The 15,904-nt window shown below is 70.2% G+C and carries 16 protein-coding genes; 6 read left to right on the top strand and 10 right to left on the bottom strand.

What is annotated here, in order from left to right:
• Positions 1-16: 16 nt before the first annotated feature.
• Both I3V78_RS31670 and I3V78_RS31665 read left to right on the top strand, forming a co-directional pair.
• Positions 17-1,066: an LIC_10091 family protein gene (locus I3V78_RS31670; RefSeq protein WP_204493395.1), complete on the top strand. Its 1,050-nt coding sequence runs from the start codon at positions 17-19 to the stop codon at positions 1,064-1,066.
• Positions 1,063-1,956, top strand: coding sequence for an SUMF1/EgtB/PvdO family nonheme iron enzyme (locus I3V78_RS31665; RefSeq protein ID WP_204493393.1), 894 nt, complete (start codon positions 1,063-1,065; stop codon positions 1,954-1,956). Before I3V78_RS31670 ends, I3V78_RS31665 begins: the two co-directional genes overlap by 4 nt.
• On the opposite strand, the gene I3V78_RS31660 is transcribed toward I3V78_RS31665, so the two are convergent.
• Positions 1,937-2,074: a hypothetical protein gene (locus I3V78_RS31660; protein WP_204493391.1), complete on the bottom strand. Its 138-nt coding sequence runs from the start codon at positions 2,072-2,074 to the stop codon at positions 1,937-1,939. The genes I3V78_RS31665 and I3V78_RS31660 overlap by 20 nt on opposite strands.
• Before the next feature lie 239 nt (positions 2,075-2,313).
• Here I3V78_RS31660 and I3V78_RS31655 point away from each other — a divergent pair, with 239 nt between their 5' ends.
• Both I3V78_RS31655 and I3V78_RS40015 read left to right on the top strand, forming a co-directional pair.
• The gene (locus I3V78_RS31655; RefSeq protein ID WP_204493390.1) at positions 2,314-2,580 is read left to right on the top strand and encodes a hypothetical protein; all 267 of its coding nucleotides are present in this window, start codon (positions 2,314-2,316) and stop codon (positions 2,578-2,580) included.
• 30 nt (positions 2,581-2,610) lie between these two features.
• Positions 2,611-3,750 carry a DNA topoisomerase IV subunit B family protein gene (locus tag I3V78_RS40015; protein ID WP_204493388.1) on the top strand — a complete coding sequence of 380 codons (1,140 nt, stop codon included), beginning with the start codon at positions 2,611-2,613 and terminating at the stop codon, positions 3,748-3,750.
• A gap of 6 nt (positions 3,751-3,756) precedes the next feature.
• Here the strand turns inward: I3V78_RS40015 and I3V78_RS31645 are convergent, their stop codons facing one another.
• Positions 3,757-6,546 (bottom strand): serine/threonine-protein kinase, encoded by a 2,790-nt coding sequence (locus I3V78_RS31645; protein WP_239576809.1) that lies wholly within the window; start codon positions 6,544-6,546, stop codon positions 3,757-3,759.
• A 184-nt stretch (positions 6,547-6,730) separates the two neighbouring features.
• Here I3V78_RS31645 and I3V78_RS31640 point away from each other — a divergent pair, with 184 nt between their 5' ends.
• Positions 6,731-7,624, top strand: a complete 894-nt coding sequence (locus tag I3V78_RS31640) for a hypothetical protein (RefSeq protein WP_204493384.1) — start codon at positions 6,731-6,733, stop codon at positions 7,622-7,624.
• 24 nt (positions 7,625-7,648) lie between these two features.
• Here the strand turns inward: I3V78_RS31640 and I3V78_RS31635 are convergent, their stop codons facing one another.
• Both I3V78_RS31635 and I3V78_RS31630 read right to left on the bottom strand, forming a co-directional pair.
• Positions 7,649-8,122, bottom strand: a complete 474-nt coding sequence (locus I3V78_RS31635) for a hypothetical protein (RefSeq protein WP_204493382.1) — start codon at positions 8,120-8,122, stop codon at positions 7,649-7,651.
• A gap of 65 nt (positions 8,123-8,187) precedes the next feature.
• Positions 8,188-8,784, bottom strand: coding sequence for a dihydrofolate reductase family protein (locus I3V78_RS31630; RefSeq protein WP_204493380.1), 597 nt, complete (start codon positions 8,782-8,784; stop codon positions 8,188-8,190).
• A gap of 293 nt (positions 8,785-9,077) precedes the next feature.
• On the opposite strand from I3V78_RS31630, the gene I3V78_RS31625 reads away from it, so the two are divergent.
• Entirely contained in the window at positions 9,078-9,536 is a 459-nt protein-coding gene (locus I3V78_RS31625; RefSeq protein ID WP_204493378.1) for a septal ring lytic transglycosylase RlpA family protein, read from the top strand.
• A gap of 61 nt (positions 9,537-9,597) precedes the next feature.
• Here the strand turns inward: I3V78_RS31625 and I3V78_RS31620 are convergent, their stop codons facing one another.
• The 6 genes from I3V78_RS31620 to I3V78_RS31595 form a co-directional block, all read right to left on the bottom strand.
• Positions 9,598-10,701: an NADH:flavin oxidoreductase gene (locus tag I3V78_RS31620; protein WP_275583513.1), complete on the bottom strand. Its 1,104-nt coding sequence runs from the start codon at positions 10,699-10,701 to the stop codon at positions 9,598-9,600.
• 158 nt (positions 10,702-10,859) lie between these two features.
• The gene (locus I3V78_RS31615) at positions 10,860-11,405 is read right to left on the bottom strand and encodes a gamma carbonic anhydrase family protein (RefSeq protein WP_204493374.1); all 546 of its coding nucleotides are present in this window, start codon (positions 11,403-11,405) and stop codon (positions 10,860-10,862) included.
• Positions 11,406-11,474: 69 nt separating this feature from the next.
• Positions 11,475-13,124 carry a CotH kinase family protein gene (locus I3V78_RS31610; protein WP_204493372.1) on the bottom strand — a complete coding sequence of 550 codons (1,650 nt, stop codon included), beginning with the start codon at positions 13,122-13,124 and terminating at the stop codon, positions 11,475-11,477.
• A 118-nt stretch (positions 13,125-13,242) separates the two neighbouring features.
• Complete coding sequence (locus I3V78_RS31605) at positions 13,243-14,070, bottom strand: ICP22 family protein (RefSeq protein ID WP_204493370.1); 828 nt, start codon at positions 14,068-14,070, stop codon at positions 13,243-13,245.
• Between the two features lie 13 nt (positions 14,071-14,083).
• Positions 14,084-15,172, bottom strand: a complete 1,089-nt coding sequence (locus I3V78_RS31600) for a hypothetical protein (protein ID WP_239576807.1) — start codon at positions 15,170-15,172, stop codon at positions 14,084-14,086.
• Positions 15,173-15,262: 90 nt separating this feature from the next.
• On the bottom strand, positions 15,263-15,772 hold the full coding sequence (locus I3V78_RS31595) for a hypothetical protein (protein ID WP_204493368.1): 510 nt from the start codon (positions 15,770-15,772) through the stop codon (positions 15,263-15,265).
• Positions 15,773-15,904: the final 132 nt, after the last annotated feature.

Genomic DNA, 15,904 nt, shown 5'->3' with positions numbered 1-15,904 from the left:
GCTATCATCCGCGGCGATGCGCTTCCTGCCTCTCGCCGCCGTGCTGGTCTCGGCCCTCGCCCTCGCCCAGCAGCCCTCGGGCTCCCCGCTGCCCCCCCTGCCCGAGGATCCCGCGCCCAAGGAGATCGTCCGGGGCCTGCACTATTGGGTCTCCAACGAGGCGCACCTGGAGCTGTTCCACGGCGCGGTGAAGGACCATCCGGGGCTGTACGTGGGCGTGGGCTCGGACCAGAACTATCTCCTGGCGGCGTGGGCGCGCGCGGAGCCCCTGGTCCTGCTCGACTTCGATCAATCCATCGTGGACCTGCACCGCGTCTACCGGGTGCTCTTCCGGGAGGCGGCGACGCCGGAGGACTTCCTGCGGCTGTGGCGCGCGGAGAGCCGGGCCGAGGTGCGCCGCCTCGTCACCCAGGGCTATCCCGAGCGCAAGCAGCGGCAGGGGGCCCTGCTGGCCCACGCGAGCGCGCGCGCCTCGGTGGAGCGTCGGCTGCTCCGCGTGGTGGCGCGGATGAAGGCGCTGTCCCTGCCGTGCTTCCTGGTGGACGCGGGGGACTACGCGCACCTGCGCCGCCTCTACCTGGAGGACAAGGTGCACCTGGTGCGGGGAGATCTCACCGCGGCGCGCAGCATGAGCGCCCTGGGCCGCGCGGCGCTGGAGGCGAGGCACTCGGTGGGCGTGCTCTACCTGTCCAACGCCGAGCAGTACTTCGACTACGGGCCGCGCTTTCGCGCCAACATCCAGGGCCTGCCGCTGGATGCGCGCAGCGTGGTGGTGCGCACGAGCGGCCAGCGCGGCATCTCCCACGTGAAGGACGACTATTACCACTACAACACCCAGTCGGGACCGAGCTTCCTGCGGTGGCTGGAGGACCGCAAGACGCGCAACGTGCGCGGCATGCTGCGCTACGCGCCGGACACGGTCGCGACCGTGGGCCTGTCGCGGCTCGACTCCGGCCCCGACGAGGCGCGGGAGGTGAAGAAGCAGCAGCTCGTCGCCAAGGCGCTCGTGAAGAAGGCCCGGGCCAAGCGGACGCTCCGGAGCGCCAGGGGGGAGGCGGTGCGGTGACGGCCGCGTGGCGCGGCGCGCTGCTCCTGGGGCTCGGGCTCGTGGGCCTCGCCCGGGCGGAGCCGCCGCCCACGTCCACCCCCACGCCCCAGCCGTGTCTGGACGGGCCCGTCGCCGGGCTCGCGTGTGTGCCCGGGGGCCTGTTCACCCGGGGCGTCGACGGAGGCCGACACCCGCCCGCCCGACCCCGGGCCCGGGTCTGGGTGGGCACCTTCTACATGGACACGCACGAGGTGACGTACGGCGCCTACAAGGCCTGCGAGAAGGCGGGCCGCTGTCCGAAGGCGGGGCCGAACTACCGGGACTTCGATAACCCCCGGCAGCCCATCAACGGGGTGAGCTGGTACGACGCGAAGGCGTTCTGCGAGGCCCACGGCAAGCACCTGCCCACCGAGGCCGAGTGGGAGAAGGCGGCGCGGGGTCCGGACGGAGGGCTCTACCCCTGGGGGGATGCGCCCGCCACGTGCGCGCGCGCGATCATCCGGGACGCGCGGGGCCGGAGTTGTGGCCACACGCAGCGCTCGCGGACGCATGCGGACGTGGGGCGCCCCGAGCCCGTGGGCTCCCGGCCGCCCAATGCCTACGGCCTGTACGACATGGCGGGCAACGCCTGGGAGTGGGTGGCGGACTGGTACAGCCCCTCGTGGAAGGCGTGCGGCGAGGCGTGCCAGGGCGTGGATCCCAAGGGCCCGTGTGGCGGGGCTCAACCGTGTCCCGGCCACACCCAGAAGGTGGTGCGCGGGGGCTCGTGGTACTGGCCGGCCGAGTACGCGACGGCGGTGTACCGGCGGCCGCATGTGCCCGCCAACCGGCCCGTCTTCCACCACTTCGGCTTTCGTTGCGCGGCGAGCCTGGAGGAGGCGCGGGCGCTCAGGTCGGCCAGACCATGACCCACACCCACACCGGCGACCACAGGGGCAGGCCGGGGGCGGGCGTCGGGGATGCCGGCCGGGTGGCGCGGCGCTTGCGGAACTCGTCCAGGTGGATGACGTCGGAAGCCGACTTCATGGCGGGCGCCCTTTCGAGGGAAGAAGAGTCTCTGTTTCCATTGTCGGACAGCGGGCTCCGCCAGTTGCGCGGATTTATTTCCGCGAAAGCGGAGGGGCCTGGGTTGTGCCCGTCCTGTTGCTTCCTGTACGAGTGGGCGTGGATTCCATCGGGCGAAGACACCGGGCGCGGCGCATGAATGACGAGCGGAACCGCCGGAGCGGGCTTTTCCACGGCGAGTGACCGCGTGGGAGGTGTGAATGAACTCGACGTACCTGCATCTCACTGACGAGGAACTGCTCGCGCGCCTGGGGCGCCTGTCGGGGGATGTCTCCCTCGTGCGTGCCCAGAATCGGGAGACCGGGGAGTTCTGCATCGGCTTGTGCGATCAGGCCGCTGGGACGTTCATGCCGCTGTCGACCCACACGGACGAGGAAGCGGCGGTCCGCGCGGGCTCGGAGTTCGCCGCCCGCCTGGAGCGGCTCGCCGAGGAGCAATCCGACGTCCGCCTGCGCTACCTCCAGTAGGGGCGCGGGCGCCGGGGTTAGACTCGCCCCATGACGGCCTCGCGAGAATGGCTCCAGCGGATGCGCCAGCGGCCCGGCGCGTACGTGGGTGACGTGGGCGGCTACGGCCTCCACCGCCTGCCCCTGTTGCTGCTGCAACTGGGCGCCCTCGCCGCGAGCGAGGGGCGGGGCACGGAGGTCCGGGTGCGGCTGGAGGAGGGCGGCGCCTGTACCTTCACCTTCGATGGCCTGCTGTGGCCCAAGGGGCTCGTGCCCGAGCCGCCGGGGGATGCCCTGGAGCGGCTGTGCTCCCTGGAGGACAAGGCCCCCCGCCCGCCGAAGCCGGATCGGGCCCCCGTGGCGTTGTCGACGTGGGACCTGGGGGATGTGCTCGCGATCGTCAGCGGGCTGTCCTCCAAGTGCGAGCTGTCCGTGGTGCTCGAGGGCAAGGCGTGGCGGCAGTCCTTCGTGGAGGGTGAGCCGGCCGGCCCTTCGCGCGAGGTGCCGCCGCCCGTGGGCAATCGTCCGGCGGTGAAGGGCACGCGCATCCGGTTCGTCCCGGACCGCTCCGTCTTCGAGAGCACGCGCCTGTCCGTCCTGGGCCTGTCGCGGCGGATGGCGGAGCTGGCCGCGCTGCATCCCGGCGTGTCCTTCTGGCTGAACGATGACGTGCGCCAGTTGGAGGAGCGGCACTGCTTCGCGCGGGGCCTCGTGGAGTACAGCGAGCGGCTGTCCCAGGACGCCGCCCCCCTGCACGCGCCCTGGTTCTTCGAGGGCCAGAGCGAGGCGGTCCGGGTGCGCCTGAGCCTCCAGTGGTGCCGGGCGCCGGGCTCGCGCGTGGTGACGTGGGTGAACCAGTTCCGCGCCCTGGGAGGGGCCCATGTGCAGGGCCTGCTCCAGGGCCTCGCCGTGGCCCTGGGCCACTACGCCCGGGTGGCCCGGCGCGAGTGGGACTACTACGGCTCCTTCGACGAGGTGCTGCTCTTCGAGGGCCTCACGCTCCTGCTCGACGTCTCGGTGCCCCAGCCCGTGTGGCTCGGGCCCGTGAAGGAGCGGCTGGCCAACCCGGAGTGCGAGGACGACGTGGCGCGGCTCGTCGGGCCGTGGTTGAGCGAGCGCTTCGAGCAGGAGTCCCTGGTGGCGACGCAGGTGCTCGACCGTCACGTCGGGCGCTGCGTCGCCAAGGGGTAGGGCGCCTTACCGGGACCGCTTGGGCCGCACGTGGCGCGCGGTGTGGATCTCGGGCAGGGGCGGCAGGGACTTGAGCCACGCATCCACGTCGCCCACCCGGGGCTCCAGGCCCGCCTCCTCGAACTGTCCCCGGGCCCGGGCCGCCTCCGCGCGGGCCTCGGTGTGCTGGCCCGTCTCCCAGAGCGCCCGCGCCAGGGAGAAGTTGGACTCCGCCAGGGAGTCGGGATCCAGGTCCTCGAAGGCCACGGAGGCGCGCAAGGGGGCGATGGCCTCCTGGGGGCGGCCCAGCTTCAACAGCTCCTGGCCCACGCCGTCGAGCGAGTACGACAGGTCCGAGTCGTCGGGCGGCAGGCCCTTGCGCTTCATCGCGAGCGCCTGCTCGTAGACCTTCAGGGCCTCCTCGTGGCGCTTGAGGTCGGACAGGCACATGCCAATTTCGTCCAACCGGATGGCCAGCTGGGGCGAGTCCTCGCCGAACAGCACCCGGGCGATCTCCGCCGCGGCGCGCGCGTGCTCCAGGGCGGGGCCGGGGCGGCCCAGCTTGCGCAGGGAGGCGGACAGGGAGGAGTGGCGCCGCTCCACGTCCGGGTGCTGGGGGCCCAGCGCCGTGCGGGTCTGCACGAGCGCCTTCTCCAGCATCTCCACGCCCTTGTCCACGTCCCCCATGTCCACGAGCAGGCGCCCGAGGTTGAAGGAGGAGTGGGCGTTCTTGGGATCGTCCGAGGCGAGCGCGCGCTCGCGCAGGCTCCGGGCCTCCTCCAGCAGCCGCAGGGCCTCGGGGAAGCGCTTCTGCTCCTGGGCCAGGGTGCCGCGGTTGGCCTGCAGGTCCCCCAGCATCTCGGCGTCACCGCCCATGCGCCGCAGCGAGGCCTCGGCCAGGCCCGCCCAGCTCTCGGCCTGATCGTAGTGCTTGAGCCGGCCCTCCATGAAGCTCAGGCGGATGAGGGTGTAGGCCCGCAGGCGGTCGGCCCGGCCGGCCTCGGCGTCGAAGAGGGCCTGGGTGAGCAGGCGCGTGGCCTCGGGCGCCTTGCCCATCTGGGCATTCAGGGCGCCCTGTTGCAGGTGCAGCTCCGCGAGCAGGGGCAGGTAGCCGGTGGTCTGGACGCGCTCCTCCAGGGGCTGGACCTTCTCCGCGGCGACCTTGAGCCGGCCGGTGGCCAGCAGCGCCTTCACCTCGGACAGCTCTGTCTGGGCGCGGGCGATCTCCTCGCGCTTGCCGGGGTCGGAGGGCAGCCGCTGCTGGTCGGCGAGCGCCTCGGCGTCGGAGCACTCCTGGAGGGTGGGCAGCGCGTGCGCGGCGTCCAGCGAGCGCTCCACGAGCCGGGGATCCGCCTGGGACATGAGCCCCACGAGCGCCCCGAGGTCCTGCCGCCGCCGCTCCAGACAGGCCGCGCGCCGGGTGAAGAGCTCCTCGGGCTGGGAGCCGAGCTTGCGCGTGGCCACGCAGGCCTCCACGCTCTGGGCGCGCCAGGACTCGGCGTAATGGTCCAGGGTCTGGCTCACCCGCGTGGCCATCTCCTGGGCGAAGGGCAGCTCGGTGGCGAGGAAGGAGGCCTCCAGGCGCTGCCGGGCGTCCGGGCTCCACGTCGTGGTCATGGGGGCGCCCGCGTCCGCGCACACCTGGGAGCCCTGGTACACGATGCCTCCGACCACGCCCAGGCCCACCGCCGCCGCGGTCGCGCCCACCACCCAGTTGCGGCGCTTGAGCCGCCGCTGCTCCTGGCTCAGCGCGTCGAGCAGGGCCGCCATGGACGGGTAGCGCGCTCCCGGCGTCAGCTCCAGGCCGCGCATGAGGGCGTCGCGCACCCAGCCGGGCAGCTTCACGTCGCGCGGCGGCTCCTGGATGATGCGCTCCTGGACCTCGGCCTGGACGAGCTCCTTGGGCTGCCCCCGGGGCGTCACCGGCGCGGTCTGCCGGCGCATGGGCGAGGTGGGCTCGGACAGGGAGTCGGTCCGCGCGGCGTTCTGCGCCTTGAGGCGGCTCGAGTTCGAGTACGCCCGCATGCGCGAGGGCTCGAAGGCGCGCTTGCCGTAGAGGGCGAAGTAGAGCGCCACGCAGAAGCTGAACTGGTCCGAGCGCGCGTCCAGGTCCGAGCCCTGGAACTGCTCGGGCGACATGTAGTTGGGGGTGCCCATCACCAGCCCGCTCTGGGTGAGCTGGGCCTCGAGCATCCGGCGATCCTCGGTGATGAACTCCTGGGCCTCCTCGGGCAGGAAGTCCGTCTCGCGGCCGGACTCCCCCACCTGACGCGCCAGGCCGAAGTCGGTGACGTAGACGCGGCCCTCGCGGCTCATCAGCACGTTGGCGGGCTTGAAGTCGCGGTGCACCAGCCCCGCGGCGTGCGCGGCCTGCAAGCCCCGCCCGGCGTCCAGGTACTTCTCCAGCACCAGACGCCAGGGGTGCTGGCCCTCCTTCATCCACGAGCCCAGCGTGCCCCCGTCCACCAGCTCCATGGCGAGGAACACCTGCGCGCCCCACACGCCCACGTCGAAGATGGGGATGACGTTGGGGTGGGAGATGCGCGCCATGGCCTGGGCCTCGCGCTGCAGCCGCGCCCGCGCCAGCTCCGGATCCGTCCGCCCGTCCGAGTGCAGCAGCTTGAGGGCGACCTTGCGATCCAGATCCGGATCATAGGCCGAGTACACCACCCCCATCCCGCCTTCCCCGAGTTTCTTGAGCAGCAGGTATCGCCCGACCTGGGTGACGGGCAGCTCCTCCCGGGAGGTGCCTCGCTCGGAGCGGCCGGTGTCGAGGACGGATGGTCGCGAGTCCCGGCCCCCGCTGCCGGACCTCATGTCTCTGGTCGTCATGTCGGCTCAACCCGCTTGTCGCCTGGGGAAGAGACCCTAGGATTTCACCCCCACCCCCATTTTGCCAAGCCGGGGAAAATTATATCGTCGGGGAAATTCCGGGAAAATGTCGACGCAACTCGGAATCGATTCAGCGCGATAAAACGGTAAAACGGAGCGAGCCATGAGCATGAACGTGTCTTCGAAGGTGGGTCCCAGCGTCCCCTGGACGCAGCCGAGTGAGACCCCCGCGGTCCAGTCCCCCACCGACGTGACCGCCGTGAACCCGGCGGAGCAGACCGTGATCGATCAGGTGGCCGCCGCCGTCCAGGCCCTGGCCTCCGATTCGTTCCAGACGGCCGACGCCGCTGGCGCGGGCTCCGAGCAGTGGGACAAGTACGCGGCGACCGGGCCCACCGGCAGCACCGTGCCCACCGACAACGTCTTCTCCCAGGAGCAGCTGGAGAAGGGCGGCTGGGCCAACGACGTGGTGCCCACGCGTCAGAACAACGACATCGACTGTGGCGCCGCGGTGGCCACCATGCTCGGCAGCGCCAAGAACCCCACGGGCACGGCGGGCCAGCAGGAGCAGATGGACGCGCTGCAGTCCAAGTTCGGCTCCGCCGACGGCACCACGCCCGAGCAGATGACCAAGATGCTCGCGAACGTGGGCGTGGAAGTGCGCCGCGGCGACGCCACCCTGGACAAGAACGCGCTGGCGGGCACGCTGTCCATGGGCGGCAAGGCGGCCGCGCTGGTGGACTCCAACGCCATCCGCCCCGGGGCTGGCGGTGAGCCCGGCGCGGCGCACTGGGTCGTCGTGGACGGCATGAACAGCCAGGGCGACTACCAGGTGCGTGACCCGAGCGACGGCTCCACCTACTACGTCAACCCCGACAAGCTCGGCGCGGCCATGGACACCGCCCGCGCGCAGCACGGCGGCGGCGGCATGCTCTTCGTGGAGAACGCCAAGGCGGACGAGCAGACGCTCAACACCGTGGGCGAGGGCAAGGACGAGGCGCTCGGCAAGGGTCCCGGCACCGGCTCCAAGGCCTGGAAGAACAGCGCCGAGACCCCCTGGTAGTCCTCTCCCCGCGCCGCTCGCGGCTCAGTCGCCCCGAGAGGGATTGAGCCGCGCGTCGTAGGGCCGGGAGCCGGACGCTTCCGCGGAGACGAAGGCGAGCTGGGTCCAGCCCTTGCGGTGGGACTTGAGCCGCGCGACGACGCGGTAGCAGGTGAGGGCGGTGCGCTGGGCGAACTCCTCCGTGTTGCGGGCGTTCATGGCCTCCGCCGTCGCCTGGGGCACGTCCTCCACCTCCACCGTGCCCACCAGCCCCGTGCGCTTCTGGATGGCGGCATCCCGGGGATCGCACGGCTCGGCGTAGATGCGCCCGGGCGAGTCCGCGAGCACCCCCGCGGGCGCCACGTGCAACTGCACCGTCTGGCCCGGCTTGAGCTTGCGCAATTCCTGGAAGTTCTTGGGCTGGATGGGCGCGGCCTTGCCAGGCGCCTCGGCCCACCCGGGCGTCGCGCCCAGGGCACACACCGCCATCACCACGAGACCGCGCAGCCATCTGGACATGTTGCTCTCCGCGTCGAGGGAAAGGGCGCGAGGTTAGCCGCGCCCCCCCGCCCCGGGCGCGGGAATCAGCGCCGCACGGCGTAGCGCAGCAGCACCACCCCGGAGCGGTAGCTCTTGGTGGACATCAACTCGAGCGTCACGTCCCGGGGCAGTCCCTCCACGAGCGGCTTGCCCGCGCCGAGCAGGACGGGATTGAGTTTGACCTGCACCTCGTCGATGAGGCCCTCGGCGAAGAGCGTATGGGCCAGCCGCCCACCGCCACACAGGTAGATGTCCTTGGCCTTCCGGGCCTGGGCCCCGCGCACGACGCCGCTCCAATCGGTGCCGCCGCCCGTGCGCGCCTTGAGCTCCCGCACGACCCCCGCCGCGTCCTCCGCCACCAGGTGCACGCGGGGATCCGGGCTCGTCTTCAGCGTCCGCGAGAAAACATAGGTCTCCAGCATCGGGTAGGGGTCCGTCACCCCGAACTTCTGCCCCACCGCGTAGGTGTCACGGCCCATCAGCACCGTGTCGTACTCGGCCGCCAGGGTGTAGAGGTAATCGGTGACGTTCTCCGTCTGGAGATCGCCGGGAAAACAATCCGTGGAACCGTCCGGCCGCGCGATGAAACCATCGAGCGAGGCGGCCACGTGATAGCGCAGGGTGCGTGTCTGGGGTTGCATGCGGACTCCTCGGGCGCTTCAGGTGACAACTCAACATCTCCCCGGACAATAATTTCTCCGGTGCACTGAACGCACGCGTCTTCTCGCGTCTCGTGCGCTCTCAGCGCATTTATGACAATACACGTGTAATTCGAGTAAAACGCACTTAACACGTTGGTTGGGTATTTACTTTCGGGCGTGGAAGTCTTATCTCGGCGGTGCATTCCCTTTCATGCGCGGCGGCGCCCTTTGTCAGGGGTTGGCCCGCCCGTACCCAAACCAGACACCCCGTCGTCTTGAATTGGAGCCCGTCCATGACCCGTTCGTCCATGCTGCGCCGTGCCGCCCTCGCCACCACCTGTCTGGCCGCCCTGGGAGTCGCGGGCGTGGCCATGCGCGCCCCCGTCGCCGAGGCCTCGGTCTCCAGCGGCGCCCTGCGCTCGCCCTCCACGGAGACCTCCGAAACCCCGGAGATGGGCCAGATGGCCACCTGCGTCGCCAGCTGGTACGGCGCCGTGGGGGAAATTCCCGAGGGGTGGCCGACGGCCAGCGGTGAGCCCTTCCACCGACTGGCGCTCAAGGCCGCCCACAACTCCTTCGCCTTCGGCACCAAGGTGAAGGTGACCTACCAGGGCCGCTCCGTCACGGTGACCATCAACGACCGCGGTGGCTTCGGCGCGCCGCGCTGCCTGGACCTCACCTACGGGGCCTTCTCGCAGATCGCCAACACGGACCTGGGCATCATCACCGTCAACTACGAAGTGGTCCGCTGAGAAGCCCCGCGCCCGGGCGCTCCATTCCCTCGCGGGAAATGGGCGCCCGGGGCGTCTGGGTTCAGGACAGCGTGGTGAGCGACTCGCGGCTGAAGTCCATCAACTCGTGGGTGCGGCCCTCGCGGATCTTCTGCGCCCACTGAGGGTCCGTGAGCAGCGCCCGGCCCACCGCCACCAGATCGAACTCGTCGCGCTCCAGCCGCTCCAGCAGGCTGTCGAGCGAGGCGGGCTTGGAGCCCGCGCCCTGACGCAGGGCCTCGGTGAACTCCCCGGACAGGCCCACCGAGCCCACCGTGATGGTGGGCTTGCCGGTGAGCTTGCGCGCCCAGCCGGCGAAGTTGAGCGGCGAGCCCTCGAACTCCGGCTCCCAGAAGCGGCGCTGCGAGCAGTGCAGGATGTCCGTGCCCGCCTCCACCAGCGGGGTGAGCCAGGCCTCCATCTCCTGGGGCGTGTGGGCCAGCCGGACGCTGAAGTCCTGCTGCTTCCACTGCGACAGGCGCAGGAGGATGGCGAAGTCCTCGCCCACGGCGGCGCGGATGCTCTTGACCACCTCGGCGCCGAAGCGGGCGCGCTCCCCAATGGTTCCACCGCCATACCGGTCAGCGCGCTGGTTCACCCCGTCCCAGAAGAACTGATCGATCAGGTAGCCGTGGGCGCCGTGGATCTCCACCGCGTCGAAGCCGAGCCGCCTGGCATCCGCGGCCGCGCGCCCGAAGGCGGCGAGCGTGTCGGCGATGGCCTCGTCGGTCATTGGCTCGGTGAAGCGCTTGCCCGGCGAGGACAGGCCCGAGGGGCTGTCCACGGGCGGTGGCGCCACCCAGGTGGTCATGGGGTTGCGCGCCGAGCCCACGTGCCAGATCTGCGGGGCCATCTTCCCGCCCACGGCATGCACCTCGTCGATGACGTGCTTCCAGCCCGCGAGCGGCTGCTCCCCATGGAAGCGCGGCACGTTGGGATCGTTGAGCGCCGAGGGGCGCTCGATGCCCGTTCCCTCGGAGAGGATGAGGCCCACGTCCGCCTCCGCGCGGCGGCGGTAGTAGGCGGACACCTCGGGCGTGGGCACGCCGCCCGGGGAGAAGGACCGCGTCATGGGCGCCATGACGATGCGGTTCTTGAGGTGCAGGGTCTTGTGACTGAAGGGTCGGAACAGGGCTTCTGCGGCCAAGGGACGGGTCTCCGGCATCCGTCGTCTTCGCGCTGCATGCGCGGACGTTTCGGACGCCTATTCATGGCGGTTTGTCCGTCCGCGCGCAGCGTGAAAACACCGCCTTCCGCACGTCTCCTCCCGCCGCATGGACGGAAAGGGCGTACCCCCACCCACCTCTAGCGGGACGTGTCCGGGTCCAGGCGGCGCAGGCCGGTGGCGTAGCGCCGCCAGCGCTCCACGTACCCGCGCGCTGACTCGCGCAGCGTCGCGTGCACGGCCGGGTCGAGCGTGCGCACCACCTTGGCCGGCACCCCGACGATGAGCGAGCCGTCGGGGAATTCCTTGCCCTCGGTGACGAGCGCGTTGGCGCCGATGATGCAATTGGAGCCGATGCGCGCGCCGTTGAGCACCGTGGCGCCCATGCCCACCAGGGTGTTGTCGCCGATGGTGCAGCCATGGAGGATGGCGTGGTGGCCCACGGTGCAGCCGGCGCCCAGGGTGAGGGGGAACGCGTCGTCCGCGTGCAGCGCGGCGCCATCCTGGATGTTGGTGGCGTCGCCGATCTGGATCCACGCGTTGTCGCCACGCACCACGGCGCCGAACCAGACACTGGCCTCCCGGCCCAGGCGGACCTGTCCGATCACCTGGGCATTGGGCGCGACCCAGAATTCGCCCGCCTTGGGCAGCTGGGGGTGGAGTTCATCCAACGCATAGATCGCCATGGGAGGCCTCGGCTCGGGAAGGAGGAGCACCCGTCATATCCTCCTTCCCTCGCCGATGGGGCCTGGAACTCAGCGCACTTCCCAGCGGGTGGGGGTCTGCGCGGCGCGGCTGTAGTACTGCCCGGCGGGCAGCTCGCCATAGTAGAGCGCGTCGATCGCGTCCGACACGCCCTTGCCCGAGAACAGGCCCAGCGCGCCCTTGGTGGGCAGCTTCAGGCCCAGTTGGCTCTGGGTGAGCCGCAGCGTCTGGCCGGGCTGGAGGGTGTGGGTGGGCACGTTGCGCTTGGTGGCGTTGCGCAGGTCCGTGCTGATCACGAGCCCCGCGGTGCTCACCTTCTGGGTGCCGAGGTTGCGCAGCTCGATCCATCCCTGTGTGGCATTGACGGCCTGGAGGACGAGCCCGGGCTTCCACGCGCGCCAGGTGGCCATCTGCTGGCGCAGGAAGGCGGTGCGCTCCTGCATGTATTTCTTCAGGTACCGGGGCCCGTCGTTGAACTGGGCCACGTCCGTGTGGGGCGCGGCGAGCGCGGTGGGCGCCAGCAGCGCGTGGATGGCGTCGATGCGCGCATGGAGCACCTGGGGCGTGAACAGGTCGTTCATGGCCTGCTCCAGGAGCACCATCTCCTGCTCACGCAGCGCGGGGTTGAGGAAGATGCGGGTGTTGAGGTTGGAGAAGATGGGCCGGAAGCGGCCGGGCTCCTTCTTCTCCCGGTCCTGGTACTGCTCCTCCACGCGGTTGTCGAAGAGACTGAAGTTGAAGAGCGGGTGCTTGGCGTCGGCGGTCTTGATCTTCCCCGGCGGGGTGGACGGGACGTACTTGGCATCCGTGTTGTTCAAGTCCCAGGGCACGTAGGAGATGCGGCCCGTGCCCGCGTCATGGACCACGTAGCTGCGCGAGTCCTCCACCGTCGAGTTGGTGATGAGCGCGTCCATGGCCAGGATGCGCAGGTAGTTCTCCAACTCGAAGCGCTGGGTGAGCGCCTGGACGAACTGCGGCTCGGGCGTGGCGTTGAGCGTCTCGAGGAAGTCCAGCAGGGGCTGCTTCGAGCCCTTCTCGGGCGTGGAGACCTCCCAGTCGCGCTGGTAGGTCTTGTCGAACTCCGCCTTCATCTCGCAATTCTTGCCGCCGCAGCGGTAGATGGTGCCCTCGGTGTCGACGAAGCCGTGGTTCTCGAGGAAGGGTTTGTCCACGCGCTCCAGGTCCAGGTAGACGCCCTGGAGTTTGCCATTGATGACCAGCCGGATGTAGGTCGCCTTGGAGGCGGGCACGCCCATGGCGGCGAGCATGTCGTAGCCCAGCTTCTCGATCATCGCCGTGGAGTCGCGGTAGCCCGACAGCAGGTTGAGCTTGCGGCGGCCATCGAGCTTCTGCCCCTTGGGCAGCTCCACGCGCCAGCTCTTCTTGGGCCAGCCGCGCGAGCTGTTGCCGCGCAGCCGCATCTTCACGTCGTGGCGCGTGCCATCCGGTGTGATCAGCACGGCCGGTTGCTTGGGCGTGTCCTCGTCCTGCTCGAAGCGCTTGAGCAGCTTGGGATCGATCTCGAGCGAGTACTGCTCCAGCGTCGTCTGCAGCGGCGGATAGGTGAAGCGCACCGCCTGGGCCTCGGTCGCCGTGCCGGGCGTGCTCGAGGCCTCCACCTTCGGGGTCTCCGCCTGCTCCGCCGGGGTGCTCTCCTCGGGAACACAGGCACTCCACATCGACACCGCCACCAACCCCATCCAGCCCAAACTCTTTCTCACTGTCGCCACGCTGCCCCTCCTGTTCGGTGTTCCCGCTCAGGAGGAGCAATGCGCACGCCAAACGCGAAAGCCTGTCACGCCCACGCGGCGGCGGACGTCAGGGGCAGGGCTCGCCGAGCTTGTACCCTTGTTTGCACAGGCACCGGCACCACTTGTCCTCGCCGGGAACATTGCAGGCGGGGCGGATATTGAAGGCCTTGTAGACCGAGCGGCCCCGGCGATCCGAGAGGATGATGGTCACCTCGTACTCCTGGTCGAAGATGTCGGCGTTGGACCAGTTGTTGGGGCACAGGAACACGTTGGAGAACGAGGCCGTGTCCGAGTCGGTGCTCGCGCCCCGGCCGTCCGCTCCGCGCTGCAGGGTGACGGTGCGCTGGTCCACCGAGACCCGATTGGAGCGGAGATCCCGGAAGGCCCCGAGCAGCGTGGCGCCACAGGGGTCCATGTTGATGACGTCCTTGACCCCGATGAACGACACCCGGCCGCCCTGGACGGGCTCGATGATGGAGACCGTGCTGCCCGCCTGGATGGCCGCCGCGGCCATGTCCGGGCCCAGGGCCGTGGGCGTGAAGTCTCCCTTTCCCTCGCGGTCCCCCAGGTACGGGACGCCACAAGAGGGGTAGCCCTCGTCGGGATCCGGCCCCGCGTCGGACGAGCCCGCGTCCGGCGTCCCGGTGCCCGCGTCCGAGGGCTCCGGGCCCGCGTCGCTTTCCCCCGTCCCGGCATCGGCCGGAGGAGGACCCGCGTCGGGCGTGCCCGGACCCGCGTCGGGCGTGCCCGTTCCGGCATCGGGCGGGGTCTGGCCGGCGTCCTTTTCACCCACCCCCGCGTCCCCCTCCTCGGTCGCGGGGCGGACGCCACAGCCCAGCGCGAGACAGGAGGAGAGCAGGGTGAGGGCGAGCGTCCTGGAGAAGTTCACGCGCATGGGCGGTAGCGGCTCAGAAGCAGTTCACGTCGTCCTGCTTCGGGTAGTAGTAGATGAATGCATTGCAGTGCTCGTTTTGATCCACCTGCGGTCCGAAGGTGTAGCAGCAGTCGAGGTTCTTCTCGGCCGTGCCGTACTTCGTCCGATCGAAGTTATCGAGCGCCTGGCAGCCCACGGGGGGCGGCGTCCATTCGTAGGAGCAGGTGTACCAGATGCCCGCGCCGGGCGGCAGCGTCAGGTCGAGCTCGGGCGAGCGCTCCATGGGCGGGTCGTCCCAGGTGAGCGACGTGTAGAAGCGCTCGCTCTCCGCGGGCCGCTGCAGGCTGTAGCCATCCCAGGCGTAGATGCCGAACTCCTTGCCCCGGCTGTGGAAGTGGCCATTGGCGCCGATGACCCGCACGGGCTGCTTGCTGTTGATCTGACAGGTGGCGTTGAAGGTCGGCTTGGGGTTCTTCGTGCAGACCCGGACGTTCTGCTTGGTGGCGAAGATGGTGCCCAGCTCGTGCTTCACCTGGTCCTGGGGGATGACCCAGAAGTTCACCCAGACCTTGCCGTAGGCCTGCGGCGTCTTCTGGGTGGTGGCGTTGACGTAGTGCGTCTGCACCATGAGCCACTCGTCGGGCTGGATGACGTTGGCCACGCCCTCCGGGTACGTCCAATCCAGCACGCCCTTCTGCTGCGTGTTGGCGAGCAGCGGCCAGTCCGCCCAGTTGGCGCTGTTGAAGCAGGGGCCCACGCCATTGGAGTTGGGCTGGAAGAGCCCGTTGGCCGGGGTCAGCCCCAGCAGCGTGCGCACCCGGTAGATGTTCATGTGGTGCGAGCCCTCCCGCTGGGAGATCTGCACCCGATGCAGGTTGATGGCGCCCTCGGGCATGCCATTGGCCGCGGCGATGTCGCCCACCTTGAAGAAGTAGCAGTCCTGCCGCTCCACCCCCTGGGGCACCTCGGTCTCCTGGGTGATGAACTGGAAGCCCTGCCCGGTGGGGACGGCTGCCAGGGCGATGGCCTCCAGGGGCTCCGTGTTCTCGGGGGGCTCCGGGGGGTCGACGGTGCCGGAACAGGCGGAGAGGGAGAGGGCGAGCAGCGCGAGCGACTTCTTCATGAACAGTCCCTTGGTGGCGCGGGGTGCGCGGGGGGATCTTCCTTCACTTGCCCGCGAAAAGCACTCCGCGCACGGCCGGACCCCGGACGCCTAGTACTTCACGCAGGTCAGGTTGACCGCCCGCCCGTCATCGGTGCTGCCGGGATTGCGGTACGTGGCCACGCCCTTGAGCGTGCTCAGGGTGGCCCTCATGTTCCAGACGCCGTAGCTGGCGGTGCCGTCCGTGTCGGCCGCGACGTAGCACGAGCCATTCGTGGCGCCCGTCTGCGTGGAGCGGTACACCACGAAGGAGGTGATTTCCTGGGCGGGCGTGACCACCGTGCAGGTCGAGAAGACACTGCCGTCGCTCATCTCGTAGATGGAGTGGCTCAGGGTGATGTCGCCGAGCGCCGAGCCCGTCGTGCCATCGCAGACATAGTTGGTCTTGGGCGTGGCGCCCGCCGAGCCCGCGGGGCCCGTGGGACCGGTGGGACCGGTGGGGCCCGTGGCTCCCGCGGGGCCTTGAGGACCGGCGGGACCCTCGGCTCCGGCGGGACCGGCGGGTCCCTCACAACCAACGGCGAACAGGCAGAGGACAGCGGCGAGGAGGGGCTTGGACATGGCGCGTCCTTCTACCACCGCTGGCCACCCGGAGGGCTCGACCGGGCGAGGCCCTGGACGGAGGGCGTGCCCCTCACGGACCGTGGAAGAACCGGTCACCGCGTCATGCAGGGAAGACCCGGACCGGGGGCC

The sequence above is a fragment of the Archangium primigenium genome, from assembly GCF_016904885.1.
Taxonomy (GTDB): domain Bacteria; phylum Myxococcota; class Myxococcia; order Myxococcales; family Myxococcaceae; genus Cystobacter; species Cystobacter primigenius.
This window is presented reverse-complemented; position numbering and strand designations above follow the sequence as displayed.

Coding starts and splice junctions, on each gene's coding strand:
- I3V78_RS31630 (WP_204493380.1), bottom strand. CDS start 8,784: ATGCAACCCCAGACACGCACCCTGCGCTATCACGTGGCCGCCTCGCTC.
- I3V78_RS31645 (WP_239576809.1), bottom strand. CDS start 6,546: ATGAGGTCCGGCAGCGGGGGCCGGGACTCGCGACCATCCGTCCTCGAC.
- I3V78_RS31635 (WP_204493382.1), bottom strand. CDS start 8,122: ATGTCCAGATGGCTGCGCGGTCTCGTGGTGATGGCGGTGTGTGCCCTG.
- I3V78_RS31660 (WP_204493391.1), bottom strand. CDS start 2,074: ATGAAGTCGGCTTCCGACGTCATCCACCTGGACGAGTTCCGCAAGCGC.
- I3V78_RS31655 (WP_204493390.1), top strand. CDS start 2,314: ATGAACTCGACGTACCTGCATCTCACTGACGAGGAACTGCTCGCGCGC.
- I3V78_RS40015 (WP_204493388.1), top strand. CDS start 2,611: ATGACGGCCTCGCGAGAATGGCTCCAGCGGATGCGCCAGCGGCCCGGC.
- I3V78_RS31670 (WP_204493395.1), top strand. CDS start 17: ATGCGCTTCCTGCCTCTCGCCGCCGTGCTGGTCTCGGCCCTCGCCCTC.
- I3V78_RS31605 (WP_204493370.1), bottom strand. CDS start 14,070: ATGCGCGTGAACTTCTCCAGGACGCTCGCCCTCACCCTGCTCTCCTCC.
- I3V78_RS31615 (WP_204493374.1), bottom strand. CDS start 11,405: ATGGCGATCTATGCGTTGGATGAACTCCACCCCCAGCTGCCCAAGGCG.
- I3V78_RS31600 (WP_239576807.1), bottom strand. CDS start 15,172: ATGAAGAAGTCGCTCGCGCTGCTCGCCCTCTCCCTCTCCGCCTGTTCC.
- I3V78_RS31595 (WP_204493368.1), bottom strand. CDS start 15,772: ATGTCCAAGCCCCTCCTCGCCGCTGTCCTCTGCCTGTTCGCCGTTGGT.
- I3V78_RS31610 (WP_204493372.1), bottom strand. CDS start 13,124: ATGGGGTTGGTGGCGGTGTCGATGTGGAGTGCCTGTGTTCCCGAGGAG.
- I3V78_RS31640 (WP_204493384.1), top strand. CDS start 6,731: ATGAACGTGTCTTCGAAGGTGGGTCCCAGCGTCCCCTGGACGCAGCCG.
- I3V78_RS31625 (WP_204493378.1), top strand. CDS start 9,078: ATGACCCGTTCGTCCATGCTGCGCCGTGCCGCCCTCGCCACCACCTGT.